Here is a 17,624-nt window from a genome sequence, read left to right as displayed (position 1 = left end):
ATGTTGCTTGGTCGATGTGGTGTGGCCGATGATGATAGCGGGGCAAGGTGCAGGATGGTTTTGTTTCTGCACCAGTTCACGACGCAGCAAAGCGCGCCGCTTCGGCCAGCGGCACATGCAGGGCTTCATCTTTGGCAAAGGCGGCGGACAGGTGATCGAGCGTGACGCGCACGCGCGGGGCCATCAAGGCGCGGTGAGGGTATTGCATGACCAGCTCGTAATCGCCTGGTTGAAACTGCGGATGCAGCACCATCTTCAGCGTGCCTGCCTTCAGGTGCGGCCAGGCCAGGTGCAACGCGGTTTGGGTGATGCCTGCGCCGTTGAGCGCGGCTTGCAGTGCGGCCTCGGGCGCTGACAGGGTGAGTGTGGCGTGGTTTGACACGTCAAACGGCACGCTTTTATTTTGACCTTGTTCCTGCGCTGGTGACAACGCCCACGGCATCACGCGCCCGCCCAGAAAGCGGCGCGCAATCAACCGATGGGTGTGCAGATCATCCGGTGTGCGGGGCACGCCGTGCGCCGACAGGTAGGCGGGCGAGGCCACCAGAATCAGCTTGAAGCGGCACACCGGGCGCGACACCAGCGCGCTGTCTTCAATATGGCCGCCGCGCAGCGCCATGTCGTAGCCGCTGTGCACCAGATCGATCACGCGGTCGTCAAAGTCCACCTCGACCGACAAGCCCGGGTATTGCGCCAGCAGTGGCGGCAGCGCAGGCATCAGGTGCGCCACGCCAAACGCCTGGCTGCTGGAGATGCGCACCTGCCCCACGGGCTGCGCGCGCTGCGCGGCCACGGCGTCTACGGCCTGATCCAGCGCATCCAGCGCCACGCGCGCACGGTGCAAAAAGGCCGTGCCTTCGGCGGTCAGCGACAGCGTGCGCGTGGTGCGGTGCAAAAGGCGCACGCCCAGCGCCTGCTCCAGGCTGGCGACGTTTTTGCTCACGGCGGCTGCGCTGATGCCCAGCGCCCGCGCTGCGGCGGCAAAGCTGCCCGAATCGGTGGTCTGCACAAAGGAGACGATGGCGCGGATGCGGTGAGAGGAATCCATGAGATGGTTTGATTGATAACTTCAGGTTGATTATCAAATAACCAATTCATAACTTCTATTAAGTGACTAAAAGGCCGAACATTCGTCTCGTCGCAGCCCAGCACTGCACGTACAAAGGAAACCAAAACCATGACATGGAGCCGCTTTTTGACTACCACCATGTTCACTGCCGCCGTGCTCACTGCCGCGTTTATCGCGTCAACGACGCCAGTGGCCGCGCAGCAGAGCGCTGCGCCGCTTGCGTCTGCGGTGCCCGTGGTTCGCCTGTTCGAGCTGGGCATCGCCTCTGGCCAGACGGAGGCGTTTGACGTTGCCGGGCGCGCCAACATCAGCGCCTCCATCCAGCAAGAGCCGGGCACGCGGGCCATGTATGCCGTCACGCAGCCAGGCGATGCGCAGCGCGCTTATGTGCTGGAGGTCTACACCGATGCGGCGGCTTTGGCAGCGCACACCGCGTCGGTGCACTTCAAGCAGTTTTTGGCCGACACACAAAGCGCAATAACGACCAAGCGGTTGATCGAGGTGCAGCCGCAGTTTGTGCGCGAACAGCCTGCGCCGTTGGCGGTGACGGGGCCGACACGTGCGCCGCTGGTGCGCATGGCCCGCATCAGCGTGCACCCGCAGTATGTGGCCGACTACCGCCGCATCGTGATGTGGGAGATGCAGCGCACCATGGATGTCGAGCCGGGCGTGCTGGCCATGATCGCCGTTACGCTGAAAGGCCAGCCCCGTCAGTGGGTGTTTTTTGAGGTCTATGCCGACCAGGCCGCCTCAGACGCGCACCGCCAGACGGCGCACTTTCGCGCTTACGTCGACCAAACGCGTGACATGGTGGCCGCGCGTGAATTGATCGATCTGCGTCCGAGCACGCTGATGAACAAAGGGGGGCTGGCGTTCAGTGCCGACGGCGCACCAAGCCAAAGCTCTGAATGAAATGGGTCTTAAGCGATTTCTGTGACTGCGCTTAACGCTCTGTTTTTGATAACAAAACTGAATTTGATGAAAGGAAAACGTGCCATGAATTTGCAACATCCCCGCCCCTGCTTGCCTGCGCTGATGGCTGGCCTGCTGGGGTTGTGCGCTTTGCTGGCCTCTGCACAGGCACAGACCGTCCCAGTCACCTCATCGGTCGCCACCGGGCAGGCCGCACGCCCAGCGTATTACGTGGCCGAATTTCAAGCCACCGATGTGGAAGGCATCCAGCCCTACAGTGCGCAGGTCCAATCCACCTTTGCGCCCTACAGCGGCCGCTACGTGGTGCGCGGCGGCGTGCTGGACGTGAAAGAGGGCTTTGGTGCGCAAGGGCGGCTGGTGATGATCCGCTTTGACAGTCTGGCGCAGGCGCGTGCCTGGTACGACTCGGTTGAGTACCAGAAGCTCATTCCCATCCGCCACTGCTCGGGCAACTCGCGCACCTACATCGTTGAAGGGCTGGCGCAGTAAGTGCCGCCTGGCTTGAACCAAGGAGGTTGTCATGCCGCTCAATCGCCGCCATGTTTTGAACACCGGTCTGGCGCTGGCCGCAGGCTCTGTAATGGCGCAGCAGCCCAGGGCTGAAGCTAAAACGCTGCCGATCGTTTCGCACCCGTACCCTGAACGCTCGGTGATGACCAAGGGCTTGCAACAGGCCGCGCAAACCGTGCGCGGCGTGACGGTGCGCAATCTGGAAGCCCTGTACGGTTTTGACACCCGCGCCATCGACGCCCAAAAGGAATACGCGCTGACGCAGCAGCACGATCGCCTCGTGTTTTTGTTTCCCACGCACTGGTTCAACATCGCGCCGATGATGAAGGCCTAAATGAACGACGTATGGGGCAGCGTGGGGCCGGGCCTGTGGCAGGGCAAGCACATGCTGGTGGTGTCTACCGCAGCGGGCGGCAGCACGACCTATGGCCCGTCAGGGCGCACCGGCATGGCGCTGGCCGACGTGTTTGCGCCCATGAAAGCCAGCGCCTTGCACGCGGGCATGCACTACTTGCCGCCGCTGGTGTTTGAAAGCGTCAGCGCGTCACGCCTGCCGGACTATCAAAAAGCGCTGATCCAGCGCCTGGCCTAAAAGTAAACCGGCGTAAACCGGCACCTGAATGCCATTTCATCTCCCCTCTTTTTTTACCGAGAGCACACCATGAGCAACTCCAATATTCAAAACAAAATCATCGTCATCACCGGCGCATCCAGTGGCCTGGGCGAAGCCACCGCGCGCCATCTGGCCGCGCGTGGTGCCAAACTGGTGTTGGCCGCCCGCCGCGCCGACCGGCTGGAAAAACTGGTGGCCGACATCACCGCCGCAGGCGGGCAGGCGCTGGCCGTGACCACCGACGTGGCCCGGCGCGCTGATCTGGAACACCTGACCGCACAGACCATTGCCCAATTTGGCCGCATCGACGTGCTGGTCAACAACGCGGGCGTGATGCCCATGGCACCCATGGCCCGACTCAAAGTGGACGAGTGGGATCAGATGATCGACATCAACGTCAAAGGCGTGCTGTACGGCATTGCCGCCGTGCTGCCCGGCATGCTGGCGCAAAAAAGCGGGCACATCATCAATCTGTCGTCCGTGGCGGGGCTGCGCGTGTCTGCGGGCGTGGGCACCGTGTACAGCGCCACCAAGTTTGCCGTCAAAGCCATCAGCGAAGGTTTGCGCGCCGAGGTGGGCAAAGACGGCATCCGCGTCACCACCTTGTACCCCGGCGCGATCGACAGCGAGCTGAAGCACGGCAGCACCGATCCCGACGCCGCCGCCGCCATGAAGTCGTTCTACGACGCCTTTGAAATCCCCGCCGATTCGGTGGCCCGCGCCGTGGCCTACGCCATTGAGCAGCCCGCCGACGTGGCCATCAACGAAATCACCCTGCGCCCGACACGGCAGGAGTTCTGAGCGCACAGCTTCAGGCCGTTTCGCATCCAATTTTTTCGTCAACGCATCGCCCTTGCCAGGGTGCCATCCGGCGCACCCCGGCAGGCCGTGTGCACCTTATCACTTCCTTTCGTATGAAAAACATCCTTATCGTTTCCGGCCATACCGACTTGAACAACTCGGTCGCCAACAAAACCATCTTGCACACGCTGCAAAACCTGCTGCCCAGCGCAGAGTTTGACTTGCTCGATCAGCGCTACCCCGGCTTCCGTATCGACGTGCCCGCCGAGCAGGCGCAGCTTGTCAAGGCCGACGTGGTGGCGCTGCAATTTCCGCTGTTTTGGTACGGCGTGCCTTCGCTGCTCAAGCGCTGGATCGAAGACACCTTTGTGTTTGGCTTCTCGCACGGCGACGGCGGCGACAAGCTGCACGGCAAGGCGCTGGTGGCATCGTTTACCTCAGGTGCGCCCGAAGACATGTACCGCCACGGCGGCTTGCAGGGCTATCCCATCGAAGACTTCTTGCCACCCCTGAAGCAACTGGCTGCGCTGTGCGGCATGCGCTGGGCAGGCCATGTGTACACCGGCGGCGTGGCCTTCGTCAGCCGCAGCGATCCGGCTTTGCTGGTCGACATGCGCACCAGGGCCGCAGACCACGCCCAACGCCTGGCGGCCTTGCTGAACACGCTTTGATTGCACGCACACGGGAAAACCACTCGCCATGTACCTCATTCACATCACCATCGACCCAGACAAACTGCCTGCCGGGCAGGCTGAATCCTTGCTGGTGCAGCACCGCGCCTGGTTCAAACAACATTTCGATGCGGGCCACTTCCTGCTGCTTGGCCCTTACCTCGATCAGCCGCACGCGGGCGTCATCGTGGCCCACACGCCCAGCCGCGATGCGCTGCAACGCCTGCTGGCCGAAGACGTGTACCACGCCCCCGGCTGGGCCAGCTACGACGTGCGTGAATTCAAGGCCGTGATGGTTTCTCCCCAACTGGCCGGGTTGCAAGGCGCATAGCGCGCGCTTGAATCTGCGCTACCTACTGCACGGGTCGATAAGATGCCGCTTCATCAGAGCAATGGAGCGATTCGCCAATGCCCAGAGACGGCTATTCCGATGTGCTGGCGTTTATTCATGTGGCGCGCGAGGGCAGCTTTACCCGCGCGGCGGCGCAACTGGGCGTGTCGCCGTCGGCGCTCAGCCACTCGGTGCGCGCGCTGGAAGAACGCATGGACGTGCGTCTGCTCACGCGCACCACGCGCAGCGTGTCTTTGACTGAAGCGGGCGCACGCCTGTACCAGAACACCGCACCACGGTTTGAAGAAATCGACGCCGAACTACAGGCCACCACCGCCCAGCGCCACAAACCCGCGGGCACGGTACGCATTACCACCGCCGAACATGCGGCCAACGCCATTCTCTGGCCCAGGCTGTCGAAAGTGCTGCCGGACTACCCCGACATTACGGTCGAGGTGACGGTGGATTACAACCGCTCCGACATCGTGGCCGCGCGTTACGACGCTGGTGTGCGCTTGGGCGGTGAACTGGCCAAAGACATGATTGCCGTGCGCATTGGGCCGGATATGCGCATTGCGGTGGTGGGCGCGCCCGCGTACTTCGCAGCCATGCCAAAACCGAAAACGCCCCAGGATCTGGCCGATCACAACTGCATCAACCTGCGTTTGCCTACGCATGGCGGCCTGCTGGTGTGGGATTTTCAAAAAGGCAGGCGCAAGCAGAACGTGCGCGTCACGGGTCAGTGGATTTACAACAGCGTTTCGCCCATCGTGCGCGCGGCGCTGGCCGGGCAGGGGCTGGCTTTTGTGCCGGAAGAAGCGGTGACCGAGCCGCTGGCTGATGGCCGCTTGATCCGTGTGCTGGACGACTGGTGCCAGCCTTACACCGGTTACCACCTGTACTACCCCAGCCGCAGGCCCTCCTCCGGTGCTTTGGCGGTGATTGTGGATGCGCTGCGCTACCGCGACCCGCCTCGCAAGGCGGCCAAAGCCAAACGCCATGCCATTTGATCTGTTTCGTTGGATGGTGGGCGCTGGGCTGCAAGCCACGGCCATTCATGAATCTGGCTCAACACCACTTGCGGTTTTATGGGCTTAATCAAAACGGGTTCGATCTCTAAGATGGCTTTCATTTGAAACCAGGTCGGCTTGATCCGGGCTGAGGAAAGGGGTCTTATGAAAAAACAACTCGTTGCGGTAGCCGCAGCCACGGCGCTGCTGGGCGCGGCTGCTGTGCATGCGCAGGGCATTCAGATTGCGCCTGCCGGCTCTACGCCGAGCAGGCTGGGCGGCAGCCAGAATTTTGTCGGCCATGTGACAGTAGACATGGCCCAGGTGGGGCAGAGCGGCCAGCACGGCAGCGTCGGCATGGTGGACTTTGCGCCCGGTGCGCGCACCGCATGGCATGTGCATCCGGTGGGGCAGTTGCTGATCGTCACCGATGGCAAGGGCTGGGTGCAGGAGCAAGGGCAGCCCAGGCGTGAAATCAAGGCCGGTGATGTGGTGTGGATCGACGCCGATGTCAAGCACTGGCACGGCGCAGCATCTGCCAACGGCATGCGCCACTGGGCTGTGGCTTACAAAAAAGACGGCCAAAGCTCGAACTGGAAAGAGCAGGTGAGTGATGACCAATACCAAGGCCGCTAAACACGCACTGGCTGGGCTGGCGCTGGTTTTGGCCGCAGCGGTCAGCCCCATCATGGCGCAAGACACCTTGGCACAAGAAGCCAAGGGCCAGCCAGGCACGGCAACAGCACGCGCTGCTGAAAGCCTGTCGGCCAGGCAGCAGGCCATTGTGTTGATCGCCTCTTTCATGGCGGCCAGCGACATGCCACGGCTGAACGCGGCGCTCAATCAGGGGCTGGATGCGGGGTTGACCATCAGCGATGCCAAAGAGGTGCTGGTGCAGTTGTATGCGTATGTGGGTTTCCCCAAAAGCCTGAATGCGCTGAACGAGCTGTTGCAAGTCGTGCAGGCGCGTCAGCAGCGCGGCATCAAGGATGCTCCGGGGCGCGAACCCGGCCGCCCGATTCCGACAGGCGATGCCTTGCGCGCGGTGGGCACGGCCAACCAGACGCAGATTTCAGGCCGTGTCGTCCAAGGCCCGGTGTTCGACTTTGCACCAGTGATCAACCAGTATTTGCAGGCGCATCTGTTTGGCGACATTTTTGAGCGCGACAACCTCGACTGGCCAAGCCGCGAGTTGGCCACGGTGGGCGCACTGGCGGCCACGCCGGGGGTTGAGGCTCAACTGCGCTCGCACATGCGTGCCAGCCAGCGCGTGGGGTTGACGCAGGCGCAACTGCGTCAACTGGTCAAGGTGCTGGCCAAACGCGGCGATGCCGGTGCGGCCCAGCGTGCGGGCGATGCGCTGACGCAGGCGCTTGCCGCTGCATCAGGAGGCTGACGGTGCAAGCTGCCCGAGTTCTGTTGATCGCCGCCACGGCCATGACAGGCCTGCTGACTGGTTGTGCCACCCAACCCAACGGAGCTGGTAACGCCCCCGGGCCTTTGCTGATCCAGTCTCAGGGGAGTTTCGCTGTTGGCGGAACGGTGAAAAAGACCGCTGGAACCTACAACAACAACCAGCCGACGGCTGCGGGCCAAAGCCTGCATGGCGATCATCTTTACGCCTTTTATCAGGTGCCGCCAAACCCCAGGTCGCTGCCCATCGTGATGCTGCACGGAGCCTTTCAGTCAGCGCGCAGTTGGGAGAGCACGCCGGACGGACGCGAGGGCTTTCAAACCCTGTTTTTGCGCCGCAGGTTCCCGGTTTATCTGGTCGATCAGCCACGCCGGGGGCGTGCGGGCAACAGCACAGTGGCTGCAACGGTAGAGCCGATGCCCTACGACCAGTTGTTCTTCGATCAGTTTCGCATCGGCCAATGGCCGCAGTATTTCGACAACGTGCAGTTCGACCGCCAGCCCGAGACGCTCAACCAGTTTCTGCGTTCGGTCACGCCCAACACCGGCCCGTATGACGCGGGGGTGATTACCGATGCCATGTCGGCGCTGTTTGCCAAAACGGGGCCAGCGATTTTGTTCACCCATTCCCAGGGCGGCGGGCCGGGGTGGCTGACGGCGATCAAAAGCGCCCATGTCAAAGCCATCGTCGCTTTTGAGCCGGGCAGCGGTTTTGTCTTTCCGCCAGGCGAGCAGCCAGCGGCCATGCCCAGTGCGGCTGGAGCACTGTCGCCTGAAACGGTGCCTTTGGCGGATTTTCAAAAGCTCACGCGCATTCCCATCGTCATCTATTACGGCGACAACTTTCCAGTCGAGCCGACCACTGAGCGCGGGCAGGACAACTGGCGCGTGCGGCTGGCGATGGCCCGGCTGTGGGTCGATGCCATCAACCGCCATGGCGGTGATGCCCGCCTGGTGCACCTGCCGGAAATCGGCGTGCGGGGCAATACGCACTTTCTGATGTCTGACCTGAACAACGTACAGATTATGGATTTGGTATCTGCGTTCCTGGCAGACAAGCGGCTGGACTGAAGGCGCATTTTTTCGTGCCCGCCTGGGTGCTGTTTTAAAACAAGCGTTTAAGGGGTTGTGAATGACACATACTGCAATCAAGGCCACTCTGATGGCGGCCATCGTCGGCGCATCGGGCAGCGCCGCTTTGGCAGATGACTACAAGACGAACCCGTTTACCCTGGCCTACCAAGGTGCCATCACCCAAAACGAGCCAGGCAAGGTCAACATCCATCCGGTCAAGTACAGGCTCAACGGCCTGGACATCGTGGCCAACGTCTACACCCCCGCCAACTACGATGCCAAAAAGACGTATCCCGTGGTGGTGGTTGCCCATCCCAATGGTGGAGTGAAAGAGCAAGTGGCGGGCCTGTATGCCCAGCGTTTGGCGAGCGAAGGCTACATCACCATCGCAGCCGATGCAGCATACCAGGGCGGCAGCGGCGGTGAGCCACGCCACACCGACAAACCGCAATTTCGCATTGAAGACATTCATGGTGCGGCCGATTTCATCACCCGCTATCCGGGGGCCGATGCCGCGCGCCTGGGGCTGCTGGGCATTTGTGGCGGCGGGGGCTACGCCTTGTCGGCGGCGCAGGCCGACAAGCGCTTCAAATCGGTGGCGACGTTGAGCATGTTCAACTCAGGCCGTGTGCGCCGCAATGGCTTCGCCGATTCGCAACTGGACACGGTGCAGCAGCGCCTGAAACAGGCATCCAATGCGCGGGCGCAAGAAAAATCCGGAGAAAAAATTCTGTATGCAGGCGATGCTGACATGACCGACGCGCAGATCGCCGCTCTGCCTTTCGATCTGTATCGGCAGGGCTACGCGTATTACTGGAAGTCGCACGCGCACCCGAACTCCACTTTCAAATACACCCAAAGCAGCTTGTTGGATTTGATGCGCTGGGACGCCACCGATGAAATGGCGCTGATTGACCAGCCCCTGCTGATGATCGCGGGCAGCAAGGCCGACAGCCTGTACATGACCGAAGAAGCCTTTGCCAAAGCCACCGGCACGCAAGACAAAGCGCTGTTCAAGATTGACGGGGCCACGCACATCGAGACTTACTGGGTGCCTGAATATGTGCGCGCAGCCATGGACAAGCTGACGCCGTTTTACGCCAAGACCTTGTCACGATAGCCTTGTGAAAAATCTTGCAATTTTGGCCGTTGACGCAACTTGAAAAAGCGTCAAAAGCTATAAAAACAGGATCAAGTTCAGATCAGCCCAGCCACTGCCTGCCCCATCTCGGTGGTGCTGGCTTGGCCACCCAGATCGCCTGTGCGCGGGCCTTTGGCCAGCACCTGTTCAATGGCACCCAACATGGCGTCGTGCGCAGCCTGCTCGCCCAAAAACTGAAGCATCATGGCCGCCGACCAGATCATGGCCACCGGGTTGGCGATGCCTTTGCCGGCAATGTCGGGTGCCGAGCCGTGCACCGGCTCGAACAGGCTGGGGAAAGTGCGCTCGGGATTCAGGTTGGCCGACGGGGCCAGGCCAATGGTGCCGGTGCAAGCTGGCCCCAGATCACTCAGGATGTCGCCAAACAGGTTGCTGGCCACCACCACGTCAAAACGCTGCGGTTGCAGCACAAAGCGCGCTGTCAGGATGTCGATGTGGTGTTTTTCCACCGCGATTTGCGGGTAGTTTTGATGCATGGCGTCGGCGCGGCCATCCCACCACGGCATGCTGATGGCAATGCCGTTGCTTTTGGTGGCCACGTCCAGCTTTTGGCGCGGGCGGGCGGCGGCCTGCTCAAAGGCGAATTTGAGCACGCGGTCGGCCCCAAAGCGGCTCATCACGGTTTCTTGCACCACCACCTCGCGCTCGGTGCCCGCGTACATTACGCCGCCCAGGTTGGTGTATTCGCCTTCGGTGTTCTCGCGCACTACCAAAAAGTCGATTTCGCCGGGTTGGCGGCCTGCTAACGGGCATGGTACGCCCTCGAACAGGCGCACCGGGCGCAGGTTGATGTATTGGTCGAATTCGCGCCGGAATTTCAGCAAGCTGCCCCACAGCGATACGTGATCGGGCACCGTGGCAGGCCAGCCGACGGCACCGAACAAAATGGTGTCCTGGCTTTCGAGCTGCGCCTTCCAGTCGGGCGGCATCATCTCACCGTGCTGGGCGTAATAGTCGCAACTGGCCCATTCGATGGGGGTCAACTGCAATTTGAAGCCGAATTTTTTCGATGCCGCCTCCAGCGCACGCAGCGCCTCGGGCATCACCTCTTTGCCGATGCCGTCGCCGGGGATGACGGCGATCTTGTGGGTTTTGCTCATGGATAAAAGTCCTTCAGGGTCAATTTGAAGATGCTTTGCAGTGTAGGGCGTGATGATTGAAAACGCCTCACACCATGTCTCATGGGCGGCAGTGGCTGCGTGCGGGCTGATCAGCGCCGCCGATGTGCTTTCCAGCGCGGCCACAGCACGTTCAGCGCCAGACCGGCCAGCACCAAGGCGGTGGCCCCCAGCTTCCAGGCGGGCATGGCCTCGCTCAGCGCCCAGGCCGATGCGCCCATGCCGAACACTGGCACCAGCAGCGCAAACGGGCTGACGGTGGCCGCCGGGTAGCGGCTGAGCAGCCAGGCCCAGGCACCGTAGCCAAAAATGGTGTTGCCCAGCGCTTGCCAGATCACGGCGGCCCAGGTCACGGCATCGGCTTGGGCCAGCCCTTCGGTGATGCGCGGCCAGCCTTCCAGCCACAGCGACAGTCCCAGTAGCGGTGGCACGGCAAACAGGCTGCTCCAGGCCATGTAGGCCAGCACGTTCACGCGGCCTGCGGCGCGGCTGGTCATGTTGCCCAGCGCCCAGGCCAGCGCTGCGCCCAGCACCAGCAGCACGCCGCCTGCGGTGGTATGGCCGTCGGTGTGGCTGGCGATGATGGCGATCCCCAAGGCCGACATCAGTGTGGCCAGCACCTGAAAAGGCCGCACCCGCTCGCCCGTGGCCAGCATGGCCAGCCCGATGGTGAAGAACACCTGCGCTTGCACCACCAGTGAGGCCAGGCCGGGCGAGATGTAGCGCGTCATGGCGAAAAACAGCACGCCAAACTGCCCTGCGCCAATCAGCAGGCCGTACAGCGCCAGGTTCCACAAAGGGATGCGCGGGCGCGGCAGGATAAACACCAGCGGCACCGCCGCCAGCAAAAAGCGCAGTGTGGCCAGCAAAAAGGGTGGCAAATGCGTCAGCGCCAGCTTGATGATGACGAAGTTAGTGCCCCACACGAACATCACCGCCAGCGCCAGCAGCAGGTGCGGGGCGGCCAGCGCAGGGGAGGCGGTGCTGGTTGCCGCACCGGCAGAAGAAGTGGCGTTGGCGTTCAAGGCGGTGGGGTGTAGTGGTTGGGGCAGCGGCGTGACGATACCCGATTGTGGCGCGCCGATCACGTGCCCGACGAAAACCGCGCTGCACGCAGGCTGCGTGCCAATGACTGCGCTACGGGCAGTGGTTCGTTCATCAGCCAGGCGGCGGCAATTTCACCGCACAGCACCGCCAGTGTCAGCCCGCGCGCTCCCAGACCGGTGAATACCCAGGGCGGCTGGGGGGCAGGAATTGAGGGGGCGGCGGCGGTAAATTTTGCTTTCGATTTGATAGCTGTTTGCGCTTGCGTATTAAGCGACAAAGGTTGATTTGATGCTGTATTTTCAACTTCCAAAAGCGGCGGCCAGCGCAGCGGCCCCAGCATGGGCAGCCGGTCAGGCACGGTGCAGCGCACGGCGGCCCAGCTTTGGGCGCGGCCATCGTTCCACTGGGGGCTGAGGGCGGCGGCTGCCTGCGGCAACAACTCGGCCAGACGCTGGCGATTGGCAGCGTGGTCGGCGGCGTGCAGTTCAGGCTGCGGGTTGGCGCGCTCGAAGGTGGAGCCGGTGATCCAGAATGCGCTGCCGCCGTCCGGTACCGGCGCAATCAGACTGCCGTGGCCGTTGACCGGAAAAGGGGGCAGCGCGGCCTGGGCACGGGCATCGTCAGGCATCGGGCCAAAAGCTACCTGACCGCGCAGCGCATGCAGCGGCCAGGCCGCGGGCGGCAGGTCGGGCGGCGGCGCATGGGCCACCTCGCTGAACGAAGCTTGCAGCAGCCCCAGTGTGTCGAACCCGGCAGCCAGCACCACCAGATCGGCCTCGGCCAACAACGCGTTATCAGCGTTCAGCACCTGCCATATGCGCCCATGCGGCACCACACGGGCCACCGGAGCGGAGCCGACAAAGCGCACGCCCGGCGCGGCCAGCATGGCGCGCACCAGCGCTGCAGGCTTGATCCAGCCTGCAGCGGCGTGCCACAGCGCGGGCTGATCGGCGGCCACGGGCAAACCGGCTTGTGCAAGAAGCCAGGCACTGGCGCTGGTGGATGTTGCGCGAGAAACTGTGGATGGCGCAGCGTCTTCAGCGTCTATCCAAAGCGCCGGGCGGCGGCGCTCGCCCGGGGCGTGGCGTTCCAGTACGCCGGTTTCAGCGAAGTCAACGCCGCTTTGCAACAGCGCCCGCGCGCGCGCCAGCGTGGCGGCGCAACCAGCGCGCGTCAGGCGTGACAGCGGGCGATCGTCGGGCGATATGTGCGGTGCCACGATGCCCGCAGGCAGGTGGCTGGCACCGTCAGCAGGTGCATCGCTTTGACCCAGCACTGTCACCTGCCAGCCGCGCGCGGCCAGGCTGTAAGCCAAACTTGCGCACGCCAGCCCGGCGCCGACGATGGTGCAGCGACCGGGTGGCTCTTGCCAGGGCATGATGTCGCCCGCCTGTGTGCGCCTGCGAGGTGTGTAGCGCGGGGTGTAGGTGGCGTGCAGCGCCTTATGCTGAGGGGGCGGGTCGGGTACACGCTGTACGTCAAAGCCGCAGGCCGTCAGCCGTTGGCGCACTTCAGCGGCCACGCACCAGGTGGCCGCGCGTGCGCCGGGGCGTAACAAGCGGGTGGCCGCGCGCAGCACCTCGGCACTCCACATGTCGGGATTTTCTGGCGGGCTGAAGCCGTCCAGGTACAGGCTGTCAAAGCGCCCGCTCAACTCGGCCAGCATGGGCCGGGCGTCGCCCACGGCCAGCGTGAGTTGCAGCGCACCGCCTTCAAACTGCAAGCGGTGCAGGCCCGGCAGCAGCCCACGCCACTGGGCAGCCAGTTGTGCGGCCAGCGGCTGCAACTCAGGATAGGGCGCTGCGCTGCGCAGCATGTCAGCCGCTTCGGGCAGGCAGGCTTCGACGGCGCTGTAAAACAGCCGCGCCGGGCGCTGTGGGTCGGCGGCCCAGGCGTGCCAGGTGGCCAGAAAATTCAGCCCCAGGCCAAAGCCGTTTTCCAGTACCTGCCATACCGGTTGCCCAGCCCAGACGGTGGGTGCACCGCCATTGTTATCGCCATCGCCAGCGCGCTCGGGCAGCAAACCGCAGCCGCGCAAAAACACCTCGCGCGCCTGTGTCCATCCACCCGGGCCGTCCGCGCCCGCGTTGTGGTGTACGTCGTCAAAGTGTGGACTGAAAGGAGGGCCGTCGGCGCGCCATGGCAGGGTGGATTGAGGCATGGACGCTGCTGTTTAAGGCGCTTGGTGCGCTTGCTGTGCGCGCTTTGGGGTGATTGGGTAAATCATCGAATGAATCGGACATGATCGGGTGCCCAGCTCCTCACCCCAACCCTCTCCCCAAGAGGGAGAGGGGGTAAATCCAAAAGGGCGCGGAGCAAGCCATGCCCGCGGATGCCGTGGCCGGGCTTGCACCGGCCAGTGGCGTCGTTCCCCGTGCGCAGCAAGAGGCGGAACACGCTCTCAGGGGGTGCCTCAGTTATTCTGCGGCACGTACCCCGCCGCTGCATCGGCCCCGCCGCCAAAGAAGTGGTTTTCCATCTGGCGCTTGAGGTAGTCGCGCGCGCGTTGGTCGGCCAGGTTGAGGCGGTTTTCGTTGACCAGCATGGTCTGGTGCTTGATCCAGTCTTGCCACGCCTGTTTGCTGACGTTTTCCCAAATGCGTTTGCCCAGATCGCCAGGGTAGGGGGGAAAGTCCAGCCCTTCGGCCTCGGTACCCAGTTTGATGCAGTTGACCATGCGTGCCATAAGCGTGTGGATCCTCGTGGTGGATGGGGAAAAAGTTTGAGATGCCAGGCCCGCGCCGGGGCTGCAAGCCAAGGACTTTAGCAAGCTTTGTATGCCCTTTGGCGAACCGGTTTAAGCTGCGGTCTACCCGGGCAGGCTGTGGCTGAATGCCCGGTCGAACCAATCTCACCTGACGATCCGAGCACCATGCACACATCTTCGCCTTTACCTTCGCCCTGGCCTTTGCCCCTTGACGCTGATTTGCTGGCCCGCGCCCTTGGCTTGTTGGATGACGAGTGGCTGAACAACGATGCCGATCTGGCCCCTGTGCTGCCCACGGTGCTGGCGCGCGGTGTGGGGCAAGACTGGCACAAGGCGGGCACCTTCCGCCATCACCTGGTGGGCGTGGCGCGTTCGCTGGCGCTGTGGCAGCAGCCACGCGACGTGCGCTTGCTGGGGCTGCTGCACAGCGTGTACGGCAATGCGTTTGTCGATATCGTCAAGTTCGACGCCAGCACCGAACGTGCGGGGCTGCAAGCGTTGATTGGCGCGGATGCGGAAGAACTGGTGTACCAGTTTTGCACTGCCTCGCGGCGTGAATTCGTGGCCAAGGCGCTGGCTGGACAAATCGAGGCCGATGGCTCCATGCCCGTGGCGCGCAACGACGGTGGCCGCGTGGTGCTGGCACCGCGCACCGTGGCGGCGTTTTTGGTCGTCAGCATGGCCGACACCATCGAGCAGTGGTCAAGCTGGCAGGATGACGTGTATTCGCGTTTTCCTGCGTCCAACGATCACCGTCCGCAGGCTGTGCACTGGGCCGGGTCGCTGTGGCCGGGGCCGATGCGTCCTTCAGGGCGCATGCTGCATCAGATCAGTCAGCTTGGACTGGCCTTGCAACATCCGGCGCTCAAAGGTGTGCTGCCCATGCCGCCCGTGTTTGGTGATTGCACGCAAGCTTTGAGCGCCTCAGACGACGCCGCAGGCGCGGCGCTGTACTGGTCGGTGATTCAGCAAGACGTACCGCTGGTGGACGTGGATGTGGCCACCAGCGTTATCGAGCAGGCTGTGCGCCACAACCCTTGGGTGGGCGAGCCGCGCATGGTGCTGGCGCAGCTTTACCTGAGCGCTGGCCGCGTCGAAGACGCTGCCCAATCGGCCGAAAGCGCACTGGCCGCCTTCAGCGCCTGGGGCAACAGCTGGGACAAGCGCGTGGCCTGGCAAGCTTGGGTCGCCTGGACACGCATCCTGCTACAAAGTGCGCAGCAGGGCACCTGGCCTGAGCGGCTGGACAAGCTGAACAATCTGGCGCTGCGGGCGTCATAGGCGGTTTTGTGTCGACCACTTCAAAACAGGCAGGGTTGTCGCCTGCGGTTGCCACCGAATCTGGCACCGACTGGCAGCAACCCACCCGGTGGGCCACAGCGTGGCACGCTTTCAAGGTGTGCTGCCATGTCGCAGCGCGCACAGCGCAAAACCTGATATCTGGCCCGCAGCGCATTGAAGCAGGACAGGCGATGGTCGACGCCCCCGTGGTGGCCGAACACCGCTCATCGCTTTGGGTCGATGGGCGCGAAGATGAATTCATATTGCGCTGCGGCAAAGTGCACAACCTGCGCGTGGCCGCCCGGCACTTCGACGGGGTGGAGGTGGCGGCAGGACAAACCTTGAGTTTTTGGGCACAACTGGGTCGCCCCAGTGTCCGGCGTGGGTTTGCGGTGGGCCGCGAAATCATCAATGGCTGTGTGGTGCCGACGACAGGCGGTGGTCTGTGCCAGTTGTCGAATGCGCTGGCCGATGTGGCGCTGCAAGCCGGTGCCCGCCTGGTCGAGCGGCATCGGCACAGCGCCCGCATTGAGGCGCAGGCACCGCCCAGCGAAGACGCCACCGTGGCGTGGAACTATGTGGACTTGCGACTGGCAGCGGACTTCAGCTTTCGTATCGAGGTCGAACTGACGCCGGATGAACTGCGGTTGCGCCTGCGTACAGCTTGCCCGGCACCACCGCCAGCACAACGGAAAGTGATTGCGCTGGCGCGTGATGCGCACAACGGTCACAACAATGTGGACAGCGAAACGGATGGGCGCGCCGTGGCGCGCGGCTGCCTGACGTGCGCGCAAACGAGCTGTTTCCGTCACCAGCCACAAGCTTTGTTCACGGCGGGCCGAACAGCGGTGCTGCTGAATGACCGCTACCCTGAACTGGCGACGTGGCTGGAACGCCATCAGCCCGATGCCGACTGGATGCTGCCGTGGGTGCGCCCTGGCTTGCGCAGCCGCAGTTGGCAAGTGCCCAGTGGGGCGCGCGTGAGCACCGCTTATTGGCCCAGCTTCAGGCGCATCGCATGGCAGCGCTTGCAGCGCGGTGAAGGTGGAGCAAGACAGGCTGGGCGCATGCGTGTGGCCACCGATTTGGCCCGCGACTACGCCAAGCGCCTGCGGCCTGAACAGACCGATCTGGTGCTGGCGCAAGAGCTGTTAGTGCCCTTGTGGCGGCTGGGGGCGCTGGGCGGGCGGCGCTTTGATGTCTATGTGCACGAGTTGCCGGTGTCTTTGCTTCAGGCGCGCCTGGACGGCGCGGCATCGCAGACGCCGGGCGCAGCCAGCCTGCGCGATTTTCGGGTGGATACCCGCTGGCAGCAGGACGAATGGCGCGCGCTGGCCCAGGCGCGTAGGCGCTTGACGCCACACCATGCGGTGCATCGCGCATTGGTCGATGCGGGCATGGCGGTCGATCTGCTGCCTTGGGCAATGCCTTCGCCAGAAACTGGCGTGGCCAATATGAGCCGCAGCCCTGTCACGCTCACCCTGGCAGCCAGCGCGCTGGCCCGCAAGGGCGCGACGGAGGTGGCCGCAGTGGCCAGAGCTTTGGGCGCGCGCGTGCTGATGCTGGGATCGCCCCCTGACGATGCCAGTGTCTGGGAGGGTGTCAGTTGGTCGGCGGTGGGTTATGCCAGCGACTGGCTGGCGCAGTCTGACGTGGTGGTATTGCCTGCCCACATCGAGCACCAGCCGCGCGCGCTGCTGCGGGCACTGGCAGCGGGCGTGCCCGTCATCGCATCGCCCGCCTGCGGCCTTGGGCCGCACCCCGGCCTGATCGAGGTGCCTGCGGGTGATGCGGCAGCGTTGCTGGCAGCGGTGCAGGCCGGTCTGACCAAGATAAAAGGGCAGCCATAGGCGGTCAAAATACAGCTTTTAAAACCCAACCACT

17 protein-coding genes and 1 pseudogene are annotated in these 17,624 nt (G+C 63.5%); 13 read left to right on the top strand and 5 right to left on the bottom strand.

Translation table 11 applies throughout. The features are described 5' to 3' along the window. Positions 1–76: 76 nt before the first annotated feature. Positions 77–1,048 carry a LysR substrate-binding domain-containing protein gene (locus tag ACK5NW_RS07170; RefSeq protein ID WP_416926502.1) on the bottom strand — a complete coding sequence of 324 codons (972 nt, stop codon included), beginning with the start codon at positions 1,046–1,048 and terminating at the stop codon, positions 77–79. A gap of 129 nt (positions 1,049–1,177) precedes the next feature. Between ACK5NW_RS07170 and ACK5NW_RS07165 the strand changes: the two genes are divergently transcribed. From ACK5NW_RS07165 to ACK5NW_RS07115, 11 genes and pseudogenes are all read left to right on the top strand, one after another. Beyond that, entirely contained in the window at positions 1,178–1,981 is an 804-nt protein-coding gene (locus ACK5NW_RS07165) for a putative quinol monooxygenase (protein WP_416926500.1), read from the top strand. Between the two features lie 84 nt (positions 1,982–2,065). Next, entirely contained in the window at positions 2,066–2,491 is a 426-nt protein-coding gene (locus ACK5NW_RS07160; protein WP_416926498.1) for a DUF1330 domain-containing protein, read from the top strand. A gap of 31 nt (positions 2,492–2,522) precedes the next feature. Next, positions 2,523–3,104: pseudogene (locus ACK5NW_RS07155) on the top strand (NAD(P)H-dependent oxidoreductase). A 69-nt stretch (positions 3,105–3,173) separates the two neighbouring features. Further along, the gene (locus tag ACK5NW_RS07150) at positions 3,174–3,926 is read left to right on the top strand and encodes an SDR family oxidoreductase (RefSeq protein WP_416926496.1); all 753 of its coding nucleotides are present in this window, start codon (positions 3,174–3,176) and stop codon (positions 3,924–3,926) included. Positions 3,927–4,039: 113 nt separating this feature from the next. Then, complete coding sequence (locus ACK5NW_RS07145) at positions 4,040–4,597, top strand: NAD(P)H-dependent oxidoreductase (protein WP_416926494.1); 558 nt, start codon at positions 4,040–4,042, stop codon at positions 4,595–4,597. 28 nt (positions 4,598–4,625) lie between these two features. Further along, the gene (locus tag ACK5NW_RS07140; RefSeq protein ID WP_416926492.1) at positions 4,626–4,928 is read left to right on the top strand and encodes a YciI family protein; all 303 of its coding nucleotides are present in this window, start codon (positions 4,626–4,628) and stop codon (positions 4,926–4,928) included. Between the two features lie 77 nt (positions 4,929–5,005). Further along, positions 5,006–5,938 (top strand): LysR family transcriptional regulator, encoded by a 933-nt coding sequence (locus ACK5NW_RS07135; protein WP_416926490.1) that lies wholly within the window; start codon positions 5,006–5,008, stop codon positions 5,936–5,938. A 165-nt stretch (positions 5,939–6,103) separates the two neighbouring features. After that, positions 6,104–6,574, top strand: coding sequence for a cupin domain-containing protein (locus ACK5NW_RS07130; protein ID WP_416926488.1), 471 nt, complete (start codon positions 6,104–6,106; stop codon positions 6,572–6,574). Then, positions 6,552–7,334, top strand: coding sequence for a carboxymuconolactone decarboxylase family protein (locus tag ACK5NW_RS07125; RefSeq protein ID WP_416926486.1), 783 nt, complete (start codon positions 6,552–6,554; stop codon positions 7,332–7,334). Before ACK5NW_RS07130 ends, ACK5NW_RS07125 begins: the two co-directional genes overlap by 23 nt. 41 nt (positions 7,335–7,375) lie before the next feature. After that, on the top strand, positions 7,376–8,422 hold the full coding sequence (locus ACK5NW_RS07120; RefSeq protein WP_416926805.1) for an alpha/beta hydrolase: 1,047 nt from the start codon (positions 7,376–7,378) through the stop codon (positions 8,420–8,422). A gap of 91 nt (positions 8,423–8,513) precedes the next feature. Beyond that, entirely contained in the window at positions 8,514–9,545 is a 1,032-nt protein-coding gene (locus ACK5NW_RS07115; RefSeq protein WP_416926803.1) for an alpha/beta hydrolase, read from the top strand. A 77-nt stretch (positions 9,546–9,622) separates the two neighbouring features. Here the strand turns inward: ACK5NW_RS07115 and ACK5NW_RS07110 are convergent, their stop codons facing one another. From ACK5NW_RS07110 to ACK5NW_RS07095, 4 genes are all read right to left on the bottom strand, one after another. Beyond that, positions 9,623–10,687 (bottom strand): tartrate dehydrogenase, encoded by a 1,065-nt coding sequence (locus ACK5NW_RS07110; RefSeq protein WP_416926484.1) that lies wholly within the window; start codon positions 10,685–10,687, stop codon positions 9,623–9,625. Between the two features lie 110 nt (positions 10,688–10,797). Continuing rightward, the gene (locus ACK5NW_RS07105) at positions 10,798–11,673 is read right to left on the bottom strand and encodes an EamA family transporter (RefSeq protein ID WP_416926801.1); all 876 of its coding nucleotides are present in this window, start codon (positions 11,671–11,673) and stop codon (positions 10,798–10,800) included. Positions 11,674–11,789: 116 nt separating this feature from the next. Then, positions 11,790–13,913, bottom strand: coding sequence for an FAD-dependent 5-carboxymethylaminomethyl-2-thiouridine(34) oxidoreductase MnmC (gene mnmC / locus ACK5NW_RS07100; RefSeq protein ID WP_416926482.1), 2,124 nt, complete (start codon positions 13,911–13,913; stop codon positions 11,790–11,792). Positions 13,914–14,165: 252 nt separating this feature from the next. Beyond that, a complete protein-coding gene (locus ACK5NW_RS07095) occupies positions 14,166–14,438 on the bottom strand; it encodes an oxidative damage protection protein (protein ID WP_416926480.1) in 273 nt (90 codons plus the stop codon). Positions 14,439–14,624: 186 nt separating this feature from the next. Between ACK5NW_RS07095 and ACK5NW_RS07090 the strand changes: the two genes are divergently transcribed. Both ACK5NW_RS07090 and ACK5NW_RS07085 read left to right on the top strand, forming a co-directional pair. Continuing rightward, positions 14,625–15,740: a DUF6817 domain-containing protein gene (locus ACK5NW_RS07090; RefSeq protein WP_416926478.1), complete on the top strand. Its 1,116-nt coding sequence runs from the start codon at positions 14,625–14,627 to the stop codon at positions 15,738–15,740. 8 nt (positions 15,741–15,748) lie between these two features. Next, the gene (locus tag ACK5NW_RS07085) at positions 15,749–17,590 is read left to right on the top strand and encodes a VanW family protein (protein WP_416926476.1); all 1,842 of its coding nucleotides are present in this window, start codon (positions 15,749–15,751) and stop codon (positions 17,588–17,590) included. The last annotated feature ends 34 nt before the right edge of the window (positions 17,591–17,624 follow it).

This window comes from Ottowia sp., from assembly GCF_047975795.1.
Classification (GTDB): Bacteria; Pseudomonadota; Gammaproteobacteria; order Burkholderiales; family Burkholderiaceae_C; genus Ottowia.
This window is presented reverse-complemented; position numbering and strand designations above follow the sequence as displayed.

Coding starts and splice junctions, on each gene's coding strand:
- ACK5NW_RS07170 (WP_416926502.1), bottom strand. CDS start 1,048: ATGGATTCCTCTCACCGCATCCGCGCCATCGTCTCCTTTGTGCAGACC.
- ACK5NW_RS07165 (WP_416926500.1), top strand. CDS start 1,178: ATGACATGGAGCCGCTTTTTGACTACCACCATGTTCACTGCCGCCGTG.
- ACK5NW_RS07160 (WP_416926498.1), top strand. CDS start 2,066: ATGAATTTGCAACATCCCCGCCCCTGCTTGCCTGCGCTGATGGCTGGC.
- ACK5NW_RS07150 (WP_416926496.1), top strand. CDS start 3,174: ATGAGCAACTCCAATATTCAAAACAAAATCATCGTCATCACCGGCGCA.
- ACK5NW_RS07145 (WP_416926494.1), top strand. CDS start 4,040: ATGAAAAACATCCTTATCGTTTCCGGCCATACCGACTTGAACAACTCG.
- ACK5NW_RS07140 (WP_416926492.1), top strand. CDS start 4,626: ATGTACCTCATTCACATCACCATCGACCCAGACAAACTGCCTGCCGGG.
- ACK5NW_RS07135 (WP_416926490.1), top strand. CDS start 5,006: ATGCCCAGAGACGGCTATTCCGATGTGCTGGCGTTTATTCATGTGGCG.
- ACK5NW_RS07130 (WP_416926488.1), top strand. CDS start 6,104: ATGAAAAAACAACTCGTTGCGGTAGCCGCAGCCACGGCGCTGCTGGGC.
- ACK5NW_RS07125 (WP_416926486.1), top strand. CDS start 6,552: ATGACCAATACCAAGGCCGCTAAACACGCACTGGCTGGGCTGGCGCTG.
- ACK5NW_RS07120 (WP_416926805.1), top strand. CDS start 7,376: ATGACAGGCCTGCTGACTGGTTGTGCCACCCAACCCAACGGAGCTGGT.
- ACK5NW_RS07115 (WP_416926803.1), top strand. CDS start 8,514: ATGGCGGCCATCGTCGGCGCATCGGGCAGCGCCGCTTTGGCAGATGAC.
- ACK5NW_RS07110 (WP_416926484.1), bottom strand. CDS start 10,687: ATGAGCAAAACCCACAAGATCGCCGTCATCCCCGGCGACGGCATCGGC.
- mnmC (WP_416926482.1), bottom strand. CDS start 13,913: ATGCCTCAATCCACCCTGCCATGGCGCGCCGACGGCCCTCCTTTCAGT.
- ACK5NW_RS07095 (WP_416926480.1), bottom strand. CDS start 14,438: ATGGCACGCATGGTCAACTGCATCAAACTGGGTACCGAGGCCGAAGGG.
- ACK5NW_RS07090 (WP_416926478.1), top strand. CDS start 14,625: ATGCACACATCTTCGCCTTTACCTTCGCCCTGGCCTTTGCCCCTTGAC.